The sequence below is a fragment of the Exiguobacterium antarcticum DSM 14480 genome (assembly GCF_000685865.1).
Taxonomy (GTDB): Bacteria; Bacillota; Bacilli; order Exiguobacteriales; family Exiguobacteriaceae; genus Exiguobacterium_A; species Exiguobacterium_A antarcticum.
This window is the reverse complement of sequence record NZ_JMKS01000005.1, coordinates 325028-339934: the sequence shown is the minus strand read 5'-3', so window position 1 is coordinate 339934 and position 14907 is coordinate 325028. Positions and strand designations below refer to the sequence as shown.

The following is a 14907-nucleotide window of genomic DNA, read 5'->3' as shown; positions in this document are numbered from 1 at the left end:
CTGATTCCCCCTTGATTGATTACCCTTTCGTTCCACCTGCTGTCAGTCCAGATACGAAGAAGCGCTGGAAAGCGAAGAACAGGAGAACGATTGGTACTGCTGATAACACGGCACCTGCCGCAAACAATGTGAAGTTATTATCAAATTGCTCTGAAACCATGTTGTAGAGTCCAACGGCTAACGTCTGTTTCTCCGGTGAACGGAGAACGAGTGATGCCAAGATGAAATCGTTGAATGGTGCCATGAAGTTAAACAAGGCGATAACCGCGACCATTGGTTTAGCGAGTGGAAGAATGATCTGCCAGAAGATCCGAAGATGTCCTGCCCCGTCCATCCGTGCCGCTTCATCTAGTTCCTTTGGTATTGTATCAAAATATCCTTTTGCAAGATACGTATTCATCGGAATCGCGCCACCTGCGTAGAGGAGAATCAATGCCAAATGTGTATCAAACAACTGCAACATGTTCAACAAGACGTAGATCGCGATGATGGCAACGAATTGTGGCACCATTTGCAGCACGAGGAACAAGATCAGTGAATTTTTCCGGCCGACGAACCGGTACCGTGAAAAAATGTATCCCGTCAACGTAATCAATGCCACCGAGACAACCATCGTAATCACAGCGATTTTGATAGTGTTTAAGTACCACATGCCGTAATCCGTTTGTGTCGCATCAAATAAGTCAAAGTAATGGATCAATGTCGGATTGCTTGGGAAGATATCAGAAGTGATGCTTTTCCCCGGGTTCAGTGATGTCCCGACAACCCATAGCAGTGGATACACGATAATTATCGAGGCGATCGTCAAAATGAGGTATGACAACGCCATATTGATTCGGTTTTGTTTTCTCATTAGATCATATCCTCATCTTTGAATGATTTTGAACGTTTAAACTGAATGACGGCAATCGTCATGATAAAGAACGACAACACGAGCGTAATCGCTGCGGCAAATCCATATTGCGGATTCGAACCAAGCGACAGTTTGTAAATCCAGGAGATCAAGATATCCGTTCCGCCAGCCGATTGACCCGGAACAGCCGGTCCCCCGTTGTTAAAGAGATAGATGATGTTGAAGTTGTTGAAGTTAAATGTATATTGCGTGATTAAGATCGGTGCTGTTGCAAACAAGATCATCGGTAACGTAATCAAACGGAATTTTTCGCCTGAAGTCGCTCCGTCAATCGTCGCTGCTTCATACAAATCCTCTGGAATCGACTGTAAGATACCCGTCGTCAACGTCATGATGTACGGGAATCCGAGCCACCACTGAATACCGATCAAAGCGAGTCGTGTATAGGTCGGATCCGTCATCCACTCGACACCACCGTCTAATCCGATTGCCGGAAGTAATGTCGTATTGAAGACACCAAACGTTTCATTAAACATCGAACGGAAGATCAAAATCGTGATGAACGCTGGTACTGCCCACGATAAAATCAAAATCGAACGGAAGAATCGTTTTCCCTTTAAGCCTTTTTGATTCAATAAGACAGCAAGACCGATTCCGATCGCGATGACACCGGTTGTCGAAGCGACTGTCCAAATCAAGGTCCATCCTAATACACTGATGAACGTGTCTCGGAAGATATCCACTGTAAAGATGTTCAAGAAGTTTTGAATTCCAATCCAGTCGACGAGTTTTGCGGGTGGTGAGTTATTGAACTTGTAGTTCGTAAAGGCAATCAAAAATGTAAAGATCAATGGTAAGACGACCGTAAAGACTAGGAGAACCAACGATGGAATCAGCATGGCATACGGGAATCCATTATCACGGAAGTTCCGGAGCTGCATTTTCAAAGAAGGTACTTCTAATTCCATATCACGGAGCTTACCGATCCGATACGCATCGATAAAGTTCCAGACGTAAATGGCGATACCAAACACAAGCAGAATCAATGCAATGATTCCCTCGACCATCAAGAAGATCGAGTGATCCCCCCTTACGCCTGGTACCTCACCGAGTGTAATCAATCCCCAAATCGCACCGCGATCTCCAGGACCGTTCCCAGCTCCTTTAAAAAACAGTTCGAAGTTAACTAAAAAATACGATAGAACGACGATAAAAAAAGTCGCGCCTTTTAAAAATTGTTTGTTGTACAGTTGCCCCAATCCAGGAACGATCGATATCACCGCCGCAATCGTCCGGTGATTCGTTTTAGGTTCTGGTGTCTTTGTTGGTTTTGGTGTCGCAATGGCCGCCATCGTCTGTTCTCCTTTCCAAAGGTCATGTCTGACCTCAGGCTTCTCTTCCAACCATAAAGATAAGGGGGAATCGAAGATCCCCCTCTCTTTAATTCTGTCTCATCGATTCAGTTGATTACTGATTGTTTGCTTCGATTTGTTGCTTGATTTGTTTGACAGCATCATCAGCTGATTTTTGGGCATCTTGTTTGTCAGTTGCAACGAGTTGAAGTGCTGCTGCCATCGGCTCCCAAACTTGACCCATCTCAGCGATGTTCGGCATTGGAACACCATCTTTAGATTGTGCGAAGACAGCTGCTGCGACTTCGTTGTCTTTGATCGTTGCATCTTCTTGAAGTGCTGTTACTGGTGGAATCTCGTTGTATTTCTCAAACATCGCTTTGGCATTCTCTTCGCCAGTGAGTGATGCGAGGAACTTCTCAGCCCACTCTGCGTTTTCTGAGTATGCTGAAACGGCATATGTTTTTACCCCAACGAATGTTTTGATTGCTTCGCCGTTAGGAAGCTTCGGAAGAGCTGCTGCCCCTAAGTTGATACCTTTTTCTTTGTAGCTTGCGACTGCCCATGGTCCGTTCATGACTGCGACTGCTTTTTTGTCGCCGAACAATTGGTCCATTGCTTGACCACCGCCACCGCCGATCAAACCTTTCGGGAAGAGACCTTCTTTGTACCATTTGCCGATGTAGTCCATTCCTTCGACTGCGCCTTCATTATTGAGGCCGATGTCTGCAGGATCAAGTTTTCCACCGTTATCTTTAAAGACGTATCCACCGTATCCACCAATCGGACCGTGTGCGAAGTAGAAGTTATCCCAAAGTGCGAGGAAACCGTATTTGCCGTCTTTTTTCTGATCTGTTGAAATCTTGTACAAGTCATCCATTGAAGCAGGTGCTTCTTTTAACTCATCTTTGTTGAAAAGAAGAATTGGTGTTTCGACTGCTTTTGGATAACCGTATACTTTTCCGTCAAACGTTACTGCTGATTTCGCTGTATCGATAAATGGCTCAAGTGCTTTTTCGCCGTCTTTGAGTTCAGCGATCAACCCTTGGTCAACAACTGTTCCGATTTGGTCATGTGGAAGGAGAATGATGTCAGGACCTTTTCCAGCAGGACCGTCAAGAGCGACTTTCTTTTGTTGATCCGTCATTTTTACTTCTTTGACTTCAACTTTGACGCCTTCTTTTTCTTCAAACGCTTTAGCAGCTGCTTTTGTTGTTTCAGCTTTTTCTGTATCTTCCCAGATGACGATTTTAGCTGGTTTTTTTCCGCCTTCTGAACTTGTGTCCGAAGAACCTGAATCCGTGCCACCACCACATGCTGCAAGAGCACCGACTGCCATGACAGATACCGAAAGACCTGCTACTAATTTTTTGATTTCCATGTTTGAAAATTCCTCCCCAAGTTAACGTACGAATGATAAGTTCTGATGCACAACGTTTGCATAAAGGCACAACCATTTTCTCGTGATAACAACCGAGGGGTTGTAAGCGTTTTATGAAAACGTTTGCATCACCTTTACATTTTTATTATACAATCTAAAATCCTTTTGACAAGTCCTTTTTATTAAATATTTTCCTACATTTCAAAAAGATTATTTAAAATTTTTTTCGAAAACGGTTTGTCTGTATTAGTAAAATCGATTTAAAAAGAAAACGTTTACATTTAGACCTTTTGCACAAACAGGTGCAATCGATTGCATTGTATACGCGTCTTCTGTTTAATCCGTCATCTTTTTCTTGAATTCCAATTGACTTTAAGAAAGCGCTTCACTATTCTTAGGTCGAGGACTATTACATTATAATGCAAGCGATTGCACTTAGGGAGTGACCACAATGCTGAAAGAAGCCGTTTTCCACCGCGCCATGTCTCCATTCGTCTACAAATATGATGAAAAAACCATTCACATTCGATTACAAACTAAAAAAAATGATGTCAATCACGTCGAGTTGATCTGGGGTGACCCGTACGATTGGCATACTGAAAATCCAGATGATGCTGACTGGAATTTTGATCCGTCTAAGGCTAACTACTGGAATACGTTCGAGACTCCGATGACACGCAGTGGTTCTGATGAACTGTTTGATTACTGGTTCATCGATGTCATTCCTCCATTTCGCCGTCTCCGCTATGGTTTTCGCCTACACGACGGACAGTCAAGCCATGTTTTCACAGAACGTGGCTGGTTTGATGAAAAACCTTTAGATGATACTGGCTACTACTTCTGTGTCCCTTATTTGAATAAAGTGGACGTCTTTCATGCACCTGACTGGGTCAAAGATACGGTCTGGTACCAAATTTTCCCTGATCGTTTTGCGAACGGTGACCCGGCCAATGATCCTGCCGGCACACTGCCTTGGAACAGTACTGAACCGACGACGACCAATCTATTCGGTGGCGATTTTCAAGGTGTGATTGATAAGATTGATTATCTCGTAGAGTTAGGCGTTACAGGAATCTATTTCTGCCCAATTTTTGAGGCCAAATCAAACCATAAATACGATACGATTGATTATCTCGAGATTGACCCTCAATTCGGAACAAAAGAAAAGTTCAAGGAAATGGTGGATCTGCTCCATGAAAAAGGAATCAGAATCATGCTTGATGCCGTCTTTAATCATGCTGGTTTCCACCACAAGGCGTTTGCTGACATTCGAGAACATGGTAGCAATTCATCTTACCGAGATTGGTTCCACCTGCGTAACTTCCCGCTGGTGACAGAACCTATGCCCAACTATGATACTTTTGCGTTTGTCCCGGAAATGCCAAAATTCAATACGGAAAACCCGGAAGTAAAAGCCTACTTGCTTCATGTCGCTCGTTATTGGGTCGAAGAATTTGGGATCGACGGTTGGCGATTAGATGTCGCGAACGAAGTCGATCATGCCTTTTGGCGCGATTTCCGAAACGTCGTCAAAGAAGCGAATCCCGATACGTATATTCTTGGAGAGATTTGGCACGACTCCCAAGAATGGTTGCTCGGCGATCAATTCGATGCCGTCATGAACTATCCATTTACGAACGCTGCCTTAAACTTCTTTGCTCTCGATAAGACGACCGCTTCTGCCTATGCCAATGATATGTCGCATGTCCTGTTCTCGAATACGATGAATGTCAACGAAGTGACGTTTAATTTGATTGGCTCACATGATACGCCACGGGCTTTGACACGAGCCGGCAATGATAAAAATAAAATGCGGTTACTCTTATTATCGATGTTGACGTTCTCTGGAAGCCCGGTCATCTACTATGGTGACGAAATCGGACTGGGTGGCGATCAAGATCCAGGTTGCCGAAAGTGTATGCCTTGGGATACTGCAGAACAGGATTTAAATCTGTTGATGTATACAAAACATTTGCTTCATTTGAGAAGCCACCATAAGACACTGGCCAATCACGGACATATTTCCTTTGTCCACGCTGACGATGAAACCAATACCATCGTCATGCGTCGAATGAGTCAAGATGGGACCTATTATGTCTACTTCAACAACTCAAACCACCAAGCAACGATTCCAGCTCCTCAGGCTGGACAAGGCATGGATCTCTTTTCGAACACGCCGCTTCCTTCATTGGATGTGACACTTGCTCCGTATACCGGAACAATTATTCAAGTCATTTGATCTGAAGACAGTCTTTTCGCTTTTTTGCGAAAAGACTGTCTTTTTTCATTTGTATGATAAGCTCATTTATTTTTTCAATTTAGGGTAAATAAAAATAAGAAAGGGGTGATTCTTCTCTCATGGAATTAATTTTTTACACTGGACTCATCTTGATTGGTCTGTTTGCCGTCAGTTATCTGAGCGAACGGTTTCATCTTCCAAGCATCTTAGCCTTCATCTTAATCGGGATTGTACTTGGTCTTTATTTCGATCTTCCTGAAGAACTAAAACTTGGTGGAGAAGCGGGTATCATTGTTCTGTTTTTTTTGCTCGGTTTAAAGTTTTCTGTCGCCGATTTGATTATTCAGTTCCGAAACATTTGGAAAGCGGGACTGATTGATCTTTTGTTATCTTTTGGTGGTACTTTCCTTTTAACGTTAGCTTTTGGTTTTTCTGTACCGGAAGCATTTTTAATCGGTTGTGTCCTGTATGCGACAAGTTCTTCGATTTCAGCCCGCTTACTCGATCGTGAACCTGATAAACATAAAGATGTGAATCGCTTCGTACTCTCTTTGCTCATCTTTGAAGACTTGGCGGCCCCACTTTTGTTAACAACAGCTCCATTTGTCCTCGGAACACAAGAATTCACCTTCATGAAGGTCGGAACGATTTTCCTTGGTTTTGTATTCTTGTTCAGTGCTTTGATTTTTTTAACCGTCTTCATTCGTCAAAAATCCAAAGTCGTTGACTCTCTCTATCGTCATCCAGACGCCGGAATCGGCATCATCGGCTTAATTTTGACCTTTTCAGGAATTGGGATCATGTTTGGTTTGTCCGAAGTCCTCGGTGCATTCATCGTCGGGATTTTATTGACGGAAATCAAAGAGACGCGCTATTTAAAACGGCTTGTAACACCATTTCAAGATTTGCTTTTACCATTATTCTTTATTTCATTCGGAATGTCGTTTGAGATGACGGAAGGACTTCCATTAGACTGGTTTTTCTTTGCCCTTGTCGTCTGGGGACTTTTGTCGAAGTTCCTTGTTGGTTTCCTAGGAGGACGATCGTTTGGACTCTCTAACTACCATGCGATTGAATCCGGGTTTTGTTTAGGACCGCGTGGAGAATTTTCGATTTTATTCATTACGCTTGCTAGTGGAGCTTTTGTGACCTTGACTGGTCTGTACATTTTTGTATCCGCCTTTCTTGGGATCATGTTGTTCCGTATTTCTAGTAGATTGACCGATCGAACACATGCGACCGCTAAGAAAATCAAACAAAAGATGCAATAAGCGCTGAAAACGAGACCTTCCGATTAAATAGTCGGAAGGTCTCGTTTTTGATAGAATTATTATATAAGAACCGTTTCGTCAACGCCCGACGAAAACCGGCGCTTTTTTCTCAAGAAAAGCTTGAACTGCTTGTTGGTGGTCTTCCGTTTTACCCGCACGCGATTGATAGATGATTTCCTGAGCCAACATGTCTTCTAACGTCGATTCTGAACTCGCCGCCTGCAATTGTTTAATGTAGCCGATGACTTTTGTTGGGCGATTGGAAAGAAATTCTGAAAAAGCAGTTACCTCATCTTCAAACTGTTCCGCTTCGACGACTTTTGTCACTAAATGATAATCATACGCTTGCTGCGCTGTAATCGTCTCACCTAATAAGGCCAGTTCCAATGCTTTGGCACTTCCAATCAATCGTGGTAAGAAATAAGGTGCTCCCGCATCAGGTACCAACCCAATGTTGATGAATCCTAAAGATAGTTTCGCATCCTCCCGTACAAGCCGAAAATCACACGCTAACGTCAAGGAAAGACCTGCTCCTGCAGCGACACCATTGATAGCGGCAACGGTTGGTTTATTTGTTGTTGCCAGCGCTCGAATGACCGGATGATAATAATTCTTTAAATACTCACCATGATCCATGCCAGGTTGGACAGTTTTTAAATCTTGTCCGGCACAAAATCCTCGTCCTTTTCCCGTCATAACAATTACCCGAACACTTTCATCTTGATTCGCTTCTTCGATTGATTCTGCTAATTCTGTCAAAAGCGTCGATGTGAGCGCATTTAATCGTTCAGGACGTGACAACGTAATCGTCGCGATGTGCCCTTTTACTAGATAATCGACCTCACTTTTCACTCCATTCCCCTCCATCCTAAAAATGAATATCAATTCATTATGATGTATTCGTGATGTTTTATGAAAATCCTTTTAAATCTCCTACTTTTTTATGAAAGGACTGTTTTTACTCTTTCATTATGAAAATTGAAGGCGTATAGTTTCCAAAAGATACAGAAAGACAATACGTTTTAAGGACTTAAAGGGGAATTTATTTTATGAAAACAGCTAAACAACAATCATTATTCCAAATTACTTGGCCACTATTCATTGAAATCGCGCTTCATATGAGCCTAGGAATCATCGCCACCCTGATTCTTAGTTACTATTCGGACAGTGCAGCTGCTGCCGTAGGTGTCTCCAATCAGGTACTCAATATTTTCATCATTTTATTTAACATTACGTCTGTTGGAGCTACGATTATCATCGGACAATACCTGGGAGCTAGAAGAGTCCAGGATGCTCGTCAAACTGCACGATCTGCTTTTTCCATTAATTTATATATCGGCTTAATCATTTCTGTTCTCGTTGCCTTGTTCGGCAAACAATTACTTGGTTTCTTCTCATTAGAAGGAAAAACATTAGCTTACGGCGAAACCTTCTTAGAGATTGTTGGTCTCTTCTTGTTTTTAGAAGCTATCTCCTTAACGTTAGGTGCCATCTTAAGAAGTCATGGTTTTACGAAAAATGCTATGTATGTCACGTTGTTGATGAACTTTGTCAGTGCCTTCGGTAACGTCATCGCCGTCCTCGGACTGTTTGGTATTCCCGTACTCGGTGTTGCCGGTGTCGCTTGGTCAATCGTCATCGCTCGGACAGTCGCAGTCGTCCTTCTGTTTTTCGTCGTTTACCGCAAACTATCATTACGTTTCAAACTAAAAGATTTAATTCAAATTAATCGTCGTGATATCAAAAGTATCATGAATATCGGCATTCCCTCTGCTGGCGAAGGCGTCTCGTACCAATTTTCTCAACTCATCATTACCGGGTTCATTGCGACGATTGGCGAGTCCGCCCTATCTGCACGTGTTTACGTCTCAAACATTACGATGCTTTGTTTCTTATTCACTTTAGCGATTGCACAAGGAACACAATTGCTTGTCGCCCGCCAAGTGGGGGCACAACAATTTGAAGCAGCACACAAACGTGCTGTAAAAACATTAAAAATCGCGGTGTTTGCTAGTTTTGTTTCTGCTGTAGCTCTCGCTTCATTCGGAACATCGATTATGTCTTTATTTACTTCAAGTCCTGAAATCATCGCCATCGGCATTCCATTGCTTTGGGCAAGTGTCATCCTCGAACCGGGCCGTGCCATGAATATCGTACTCATGGGAACTTTGAAATCAGCCGGAGACGTCCGCTTCCCGGTAGCCATCGGTATCCTTTCGATGTGGGGAATCGCCGTTGTCCTCAGTTATACACTTGGACTTCAGTACGGACTTGGACTACTTGGTATTTGGATCGCCTTCTCTGCCGATGAATGGTTCCGCGGAATTTTCGCCATGAAACGTTGGAACAGCCGGAAATGGGCACAATATGCTGTCGTCAAAGGAGATCAACATGAGCAAAACGAACGTCGCAAGACTTCTGAAGCAATCTGATGTTCCATTTGATTTGCTTTCTTACACTGTCGATGAAAAGGATTTATCCGCTCAAAATGTGGCTAGGAAGATTAATTACCCGCTTTCATCTATTTTTAAAACTCTTGTTTTAGAAACAGACCAAAAACAACATGTTTTTGCCGTCATTTCTGGAGAAGAAGAGTTAGATTTGAAGGCGGTAGCACTGGCGCTTTCCACAAAAAAAGTACAAATGGTGCCTATGAACGATTTAATGAGACTGACGGGGTACATCCGAGGAGGTGTCGCCCCGATTGGTGCTAAAAAAACATTTCCCGTCCTCTTATCGGATCGGGCAGTCGGTCAATCCTATATGATCATTTCCGCTGGTAAACGTGGCTGGCAGATTAAATTAGCTCCTGACGATTTTCTAACATTCACGAATGGGATTCTCTTCACGAACCGCTGATACGTACTGGAAATTTATGATATGATGGATAGTATCGAAGATGTGGCAGGAGGAATCATTTTGTGGAAAGAACGTGTACGTAACTCGATTCCGAATCTCTTTACATTCGGAAATTTATACTGTGGATTTCTTGCCATTGTCATGGCTGCTCGAGGAGACTTTCAAAATGCGACCTTACTGATTGTCATTGCGATGATGCTCGATAGTTTGGACGGTCGAATTGCCCGGATGCTTGGCGTCGCAGGCGACTTCGGAAAGGAATTGGATTCACTTGCTGATGTCGTGACGTTTGGTGTCGCCCCCGCTATGATGGCTTATTACACTTATTTTTATGATTTTGGAGAAATCGGTTTATTGATTGCAGCTTTGTTCCCTTTATTTGGAGCGTTTCGTTTAGCACGCTTCAACCTTTCAGCAACAAACGTAGCTTCTGCCTACTTTTCCGGTGTACCGATTACCGCTGCCGGAGGCATGTTGGCCGTTGTCACGCTGTTCAGTGGACGAATGAATGATTTGATGGTTCCGCTTGTGTTCACTGCACTCGCTTTCCTCATGGTCAGTCGTGTGAAGATTCCAAGCTTTAAAGACATTCCGGTTCCACGACATACCTTCGTCATCACTTTTACGCTGCTTTACGTTACTTATGTCATGATTGCGAGAAGCAATGAGTGGTCGACGTTTTGGTTTGTCGCCGTTCCTCTCTATGTCGCGTTCCTGCTATTTTCTTTCATCAAGAAGAAAAAACAAAAAAATCATCAAATCGATTAAAAACAGACCGTATCCCGGTTTGTTTTTTTTTGATTATTGCAATCACACCTCATTTCTGGCTCGTTTCCCTTTTGTACAGGTATACTTACATCAGAATACTTGGATATGGAGGACAGACACTATGAATGTTTTTCAAAAACGTCTCTGGTTATTTTTTACGATTTGGTTTGTCATCGGTTTGATTTTAGTTGGTTTTTCGTTACTTCCTCCTTGGCTTGAATGGGCAAATGCGGTCTTTTTATTCGCCTCTGGTTTGTATGCCGCCCTTTACTTATGGGACGTCCTCCCAAAAGGTCGCTTCATCATTCCAGTCATCTTTTTTGGGTCAATCGGGATCGAGTCCATTGGTGTACACACCGGTTGGCCGTTTGGTACATATGCTTATGAAGCGGACTTTGGTGTTCAACTGCTTGGTGTACCCATCACGATCGGCGCCGCCTGGTTATCTGTCATGGGAGCTAGCCTTGCCTTCTCACGTCGGTTTCCGTTTCGTTATAACACAGTGATCTTAGTCCCGCTGTTTGCAGTCTGGTTGGATTTAGCGATCGACCCCGTTGCTGCAAACGTCAAATCGTATTGGCTTTGGCAAGACGGTGGTTTGTATTACGATATCCCGACCCAAAACTTCTTTGGTTGGTACGGGACGGCCCTGTTCTTCTCACTACTGCTTGCTCGGTTCGAACAAAAAGTCACCCTCGCGGAACTGGAACGAAACAATCAGTATCTATTCTTAATGCTCCATGCATTGTTCGGTTTGACGGCAGGTGTTGCGGGACTTTACGGCGTCACGATGATTAGTCTCCTCGCCGGTCTCACGTATTGGCTCACACGAGGAGGTATTCTTTTTGCAAAAAGCAAACAAAAACAAATTAGCTGAGTACACTTTTCATCTCTATGTCAAACAACGTTTGATTCGAAAACAATTTCATCGTATCTTATACCGGGCGGATGATTTGCCGACACCGGGACTAATGCTTGCGACTCATGGTTCGTGGTGGGATGGAATGATTTTGTTCCACCTCGATCAGACAACTCTTCATCATGACCCTTACGTCATGATCGACCAACAAGGACTCGCACGGTTTCCTTTTTTCACACGGCTCGGTGGATTTTCAATCGATCGCAGCTCATATAAAGAAATTAAACAAAGCCTTCAATATGCGAAGGATCAACTGGCCAACGGCAGTAGCGTCTGGATGTTTCCACAAGGTGAAGAACGACATCAAGAAGAACGGCCACTCAAGTTGAGCAGTGGAGCGACCCATTTAGCAAAAAGTGCTCCGTCGATTTCCTTGTTTTCATTTTATTATTCGTTTGGGCATGAGCAACAACCGGATGTTTACATTCGAACGCGAAAGATTCAATTGCCTAACGATCGTTCATCCGTCCAAATGCAATACTTAACGGATGCGATGACTTCGCTCTATGACGATGTCCGCTCTGATGCGATTGAAGGACAGACAACCGCGTATCAACTTTTAACTGAACGAAAGGATCCACTGCCCGTCAAAACAGAACAGTGGTTACAGGCCATCCGAAAATGATTATAGGTATTTTTATCTTTTCTGTTTTAGTCTGTCTTTACACGTTCCTCAATCTAGCATTTTTACCAAAGCTAACAGGACCCGTTGCACCTCCAAGTCTTGCGGTCTGCATTCCACTTCGAAACGAAGAACGAAATGTCGAAAAATTAATGACATCACTGAAACAAGCACTCCACGCTAATGTACATGTGTATTTATATGAAGACCGTTCGACCGACCGGACACGCGATTTGTTGCTCGAGCAGATCGGCGCAGATGACCGTTTCACGATGATTGACGGGATTGACTTACCGACTGGTTGGGCCGGAAAAGTCCATGCCTGCCACCAACTCGCTTTGGCGTCAAAAGAAGAGTATCTGTTGTTTTTAGATGCCGACATCACGTTGACAAAAGAGACGATCCCTAAACTGTATGCGACGATGAAACAAGAACGAGCTGTCTTTTTATCCGGTTTTCCTTCGTTTCCTGTTCCGACTTTTTTAGGGAAATGTCTGATTCCAATGCAACATGTGTTAATTGCGCAACATCTTCCCATCCCCTTCCGGAAAGTCAAACATCCTGCGTTTGCCGCTGCAAACGGGATGGTCGTCTTAGTGGAACGTCAAGCCTATGAACAAGTTGGTGGTCATCAATCCATTCAAATGGCGCTCGTCGATGATTTAGAACTGTGTCGGACCTTCAAACGAAACGGATTCACGACGACCCTCGTTCATGTTGCTCCATACGTCAGCTGTGATATGTATGCGACCAATCCTGATGTCTGGCAAGGTTTTCTGAAAAATGTCTTTCGGGGGATGAATGATTCGTACTTGATCGGCAGCTATTTTCTTCTATTTTATCTCGCACAGGCCACCATCTTACCACTGGCCATCTTGTTCCCATCGTTCTTCACGATTGGCGCATTATTCTTCCTCTTGTTAGCCCGTTACCGGATTGACCGAAATGCTCAAATTTCTCATGCCTGGTTTTGGCATCCGGTGGCGACGGTCCTTTATGTAGTACTGCTCGCAACGGCAATGATTCGAAGACTCAAGAAAAGGGAAATCAGTTGGAAAGGTCGGACATATTCTTAAGGAGGCGTTACGTATGAAACATATTGCAGTCATTGGTGCGGGGTTAGGTGGCTTAAGTGCCGCGATTTCCCTCGCTTCAAAAGGATTTAAGGTCACTGTCATCGAACGCAACGAACATATTGGTGGAAAGATGATGCCCATTACCGCGGACGGTCATCGTTTTGACTTTGGTCCAAACACCATCACGATGCCTGAAATTTTTCAATCTGTCATCTTAGAGTCGGGTGCAGACCCTGATGATTATTTTACATTTGAAAAATTGGCACGTCATACCGTCAACCATTTTCCAGATGGTCGGACCTTGACGTTTGCGACTGGACGCGAAGCTATGCGAACCGAAGTCGACCGCTTCACGAACGGGCAGCTCGCTAAAAACGATATCACGGGTTATCAAGAAGAAGTCGCACACCTTTTCCAGATTGCTAAACAACAATTTTTCGTTAATATCGATTCTTATTTCAATTTTTCTTTGTTACGCGATATGACGAAAGTACACCCGTTAAAGACCTTACATGGGCTACACAAAAAATATTTTAAGGATCCCCAGCTGATCCAAGCACTTGATCGCTATGCGACTTATATTGGCAGTAGTCCGTTTCAGGCACCGGCAACATTTGGTTTGATTGCTCATCTTGAACTCAATGACGGTGTCTACTTCACGCACGGAGGAAACACTGCGATTGCCGAAGGATTTGCCCGTCGTGCACGCGAACTTGGTGTCGTCTTCCGATTAGGAGAAGAAGTGACACAAATCGAAGTCACGAACCAGCTGGCAACAGAAATCGAACTAAATCATATCGATTATCTGTCCGTTGATTTCATCGTCTTAAACGGGGATCTCCTGACGCAATATCCTCGCTTGATTTCAGAAACGATCCGACCGGACTTTAAAAATCCAACCCCCTCCCAGATGGAACCATCGATTTCTGCGTATGTCCGCTGTATCGGACTTTCACGTCGCATCGAGGGATTGGCACATCATAATGTCTTTTTCTCTTCCGATTATGAAGCGGAGTTCAAGGCACTGTTTGATCAACACCGTTACGCGGAGGAACCAACGATTTATATTTCCAACTCTTCGGTCACTGCACCGGAAATGGGGATTGCCGGTGATAATTTGTTTGTGCTCGTCAATGCCCCTGCTACCCATAAAGGACCCATCATCGATTTTGACACGTATGACAAGATCATTGATCAGCGTCTGCAGCACTTCGGCATCGATATTACGTCTGATGTTCTGTTTGAGCAACGGATCACACCACAAGACATCGAACAGAAATTTTCAGCATATCACGGCTCACTGTACGGTCTTTCATCGAACGGAACGCGTGGTGCTTTCATGCGTCCGAGCAACCGTTCAAAGAATGTTCACAATTTGTTTTTTGCCGGTGGATCGACGCATCCCGGTGGTGGCAGTCCAATGGTGACGCTTTCAGGAAAACTGGCAAGCGAACGAATCGTGTCCGCCGTCGCTTCCACCCTGTGAACGTTATGTGAATTGCATATCAATTACTTGTACGGACAACTTAGATTTGATACGATTACTTCGAGTTCAAGAGGTAGTGAT

At 43.9% G+C, this 14907-nt stretch carries 13 protein-coding genes; 9 read left to right on the top strand and 4 right to left on the bottom strand.

Features of this window, described 5'->3' with window-relative positions:
- Window positions 1-19: 19 nt before the first annotated feature.
- The 3 genes from P404_RS0113025 to P404_RS0113015 form a co-directional block, all read right to left on the bottom strand.
- Entirely contained in the window at window positions 20-853 is an 834-nt protein-coding gene (locus P404_RS0113025) for a sugar ABC transporter permease (RefSeq protein ID WP_012369657.1), read from the bottom strand.
- Entirely contained in the window at window positions 853-2205 is a 1353-nt protein-coding gene (locus tag P404_RS0113020; RefSeq protein ID WP_026830992.1) for a carbohydrate ABC transporter permease, read from the bottom strand. Before P404_RS0113020 ends, P404_RS0113025 begins: the two co-directional genes overlap by 1 nt.
- Window positions 2206-2320: 115 nt before the next feature.
- Entirely contained in the window at window positions 2321-3580 is a 1260-nt protein-coding gene (locus P404_RS0113015; RefSeq protein WP_026830991.1) for an extracellular solute-binding protein, read from the bottom strand.
- Between the two features lie 457 nt (window positions 3581-4037).
- Here P404_RS0113015 and P404_RS0113010 point away from each other — a divergent pair, with 457 nt between their 5' ends.
- Both P404_RS0113010 and P404_RS0113005 read left to right on the top strand, forming a co-directional pair.
- Window positions 4038-5825, top strand: coding sequence for a glycoside hydrolase family 13 protein (locus P404_RS0113010; protein WP_026830990.1), 1788 nt, complete (start codon window positions 4038-4040; stop codon window positions 5823-5825).
- A gap of 119 nt (window positions 5826-5944) precedes the next feature.
- A complete protein-coding gene (locus P404_RS0113005) occupies window positions 5945-7096 on the top strand; it encodes a cation:proton antiporter (protein WP_026830989.1) in 1152 nt (383 codons plus the stop codon).
- Window positions 7097-7174: 78 nt separating this feature from the next.
- Here P404_RS0113005 and P404_RS0113000 read toward each other — a convergent pair whose 3' ends face one another.
- Window positions 7175-7948, bottom strand: a complete 774-nt coding sequence (locus P404_RS0113000) for an enoyl-CoA hydratase/isomerase family protein (protein ID WP_026830988.1) — start codon at window positions 7946-7948, stop codon at window positions 7175-7177.
- A 197-nt stretch (window positions 7949-8145) separates the two neighbouring features.
- On the opposite strand from P404_RS0113000, the gene P404_RS0112995 reads away from it, so the two are divergent.
- The 7 genes from P404_RS0112995 to P404_RS0112965 all read left to right on the top strand — a co-directional run bounded on the left by P404_RS0112995 (window position 8146) and on the right by P404_RS0112965 (window position 14826).
- Window positions 8146-9528 carry an MATE family efflux transporter gene (locus P404_RS0112995; protein ID WP_026830987.1) on the top strand — a complete coding sequence of 461 codons (1383 nt, stop codon included), beginning with the start codon at window positions 8146-8148 and terminating at the stop codon, window positions 9526-9528.
- A complete protein-coding gene (gene ybaK, locus P404_RS0112990) occupies window positions 9488-9955 on the top strand; it encodes a Cys-tRNA(Pro) deacylase (RefSeq protein WP_026830986.1) in 468 nt (155 codons plus the stop codon). Before P404_RS0112995 ends, ybaK begins: the two co-directional genes overlap by 41 nt.
- 21 nt (window positions 9956-9976) lie before the next feature.
- Window positions 9977-10723, top strand: a complete 747-nt coding sequence (gene pssA, locus P404_RS0112985; RefSeq protein ID WP_201723121.1) for a CDP-diacylglycerol--serine O-phosphatidyltransferase — start codon at window positions 9977-9979, stop codon at window positions 10721-10723.
- 121 nt (window positions 10724-10844) lie between these two features.
- Entirely contained in the window at window positions 10845-11600 is a 756-nt protein-coding gene (locus P404_RS0112980; RefSeq protein ID WP_026830984.1) for a carotenoid biosynthesis protein, read from the top strand.
- The gene (locus P404_RS0112975) at window positions 11569-12267 is read left to right on the top strand and encodes a lysophospholipid acyltransferase family protein (RefSeq protein ID WP_034774526.1); all 699 of its coding nucleotides are present in this window, start codon (window positions 11569-11571) and stop codon (window positions 12265-12267) included. Before P404_RS0112980 ends, P404_RS0112975 begins: the two co-directional genes overlap by 32 nt.
- On the top strand, window positions 12264-13340 hold the full coding sequence (locus P404_RS0112970) for a glycosyltransferase family 2 protein (RefSeq protein WP_026830982.1): 1077 nt from the start codon (window positions 12264-12266) through the stop codon (window positions 13338-13340). Before P404_RS0112975 ends, P404_RS0112970 begins: the two co-directional genes overlap by 4 nt.
- Before the next feature lie 13 nt (window positions 13341-13353).
- The gene (locus tag P404_RS0112965; RefSeq protein WP_014969727.1) at window positions 13354-14826 is read left to right on the top strand and encodes a phytoene desaturase family protein; all 1473 of its coding nucleotides are present in this window, start codon (window positions 13354-13356) and stop codon (window positions 14824-14826) included.
- The last annotated feature ends 81 nt before the right edge of the window (window positions 14827-14907 follow it).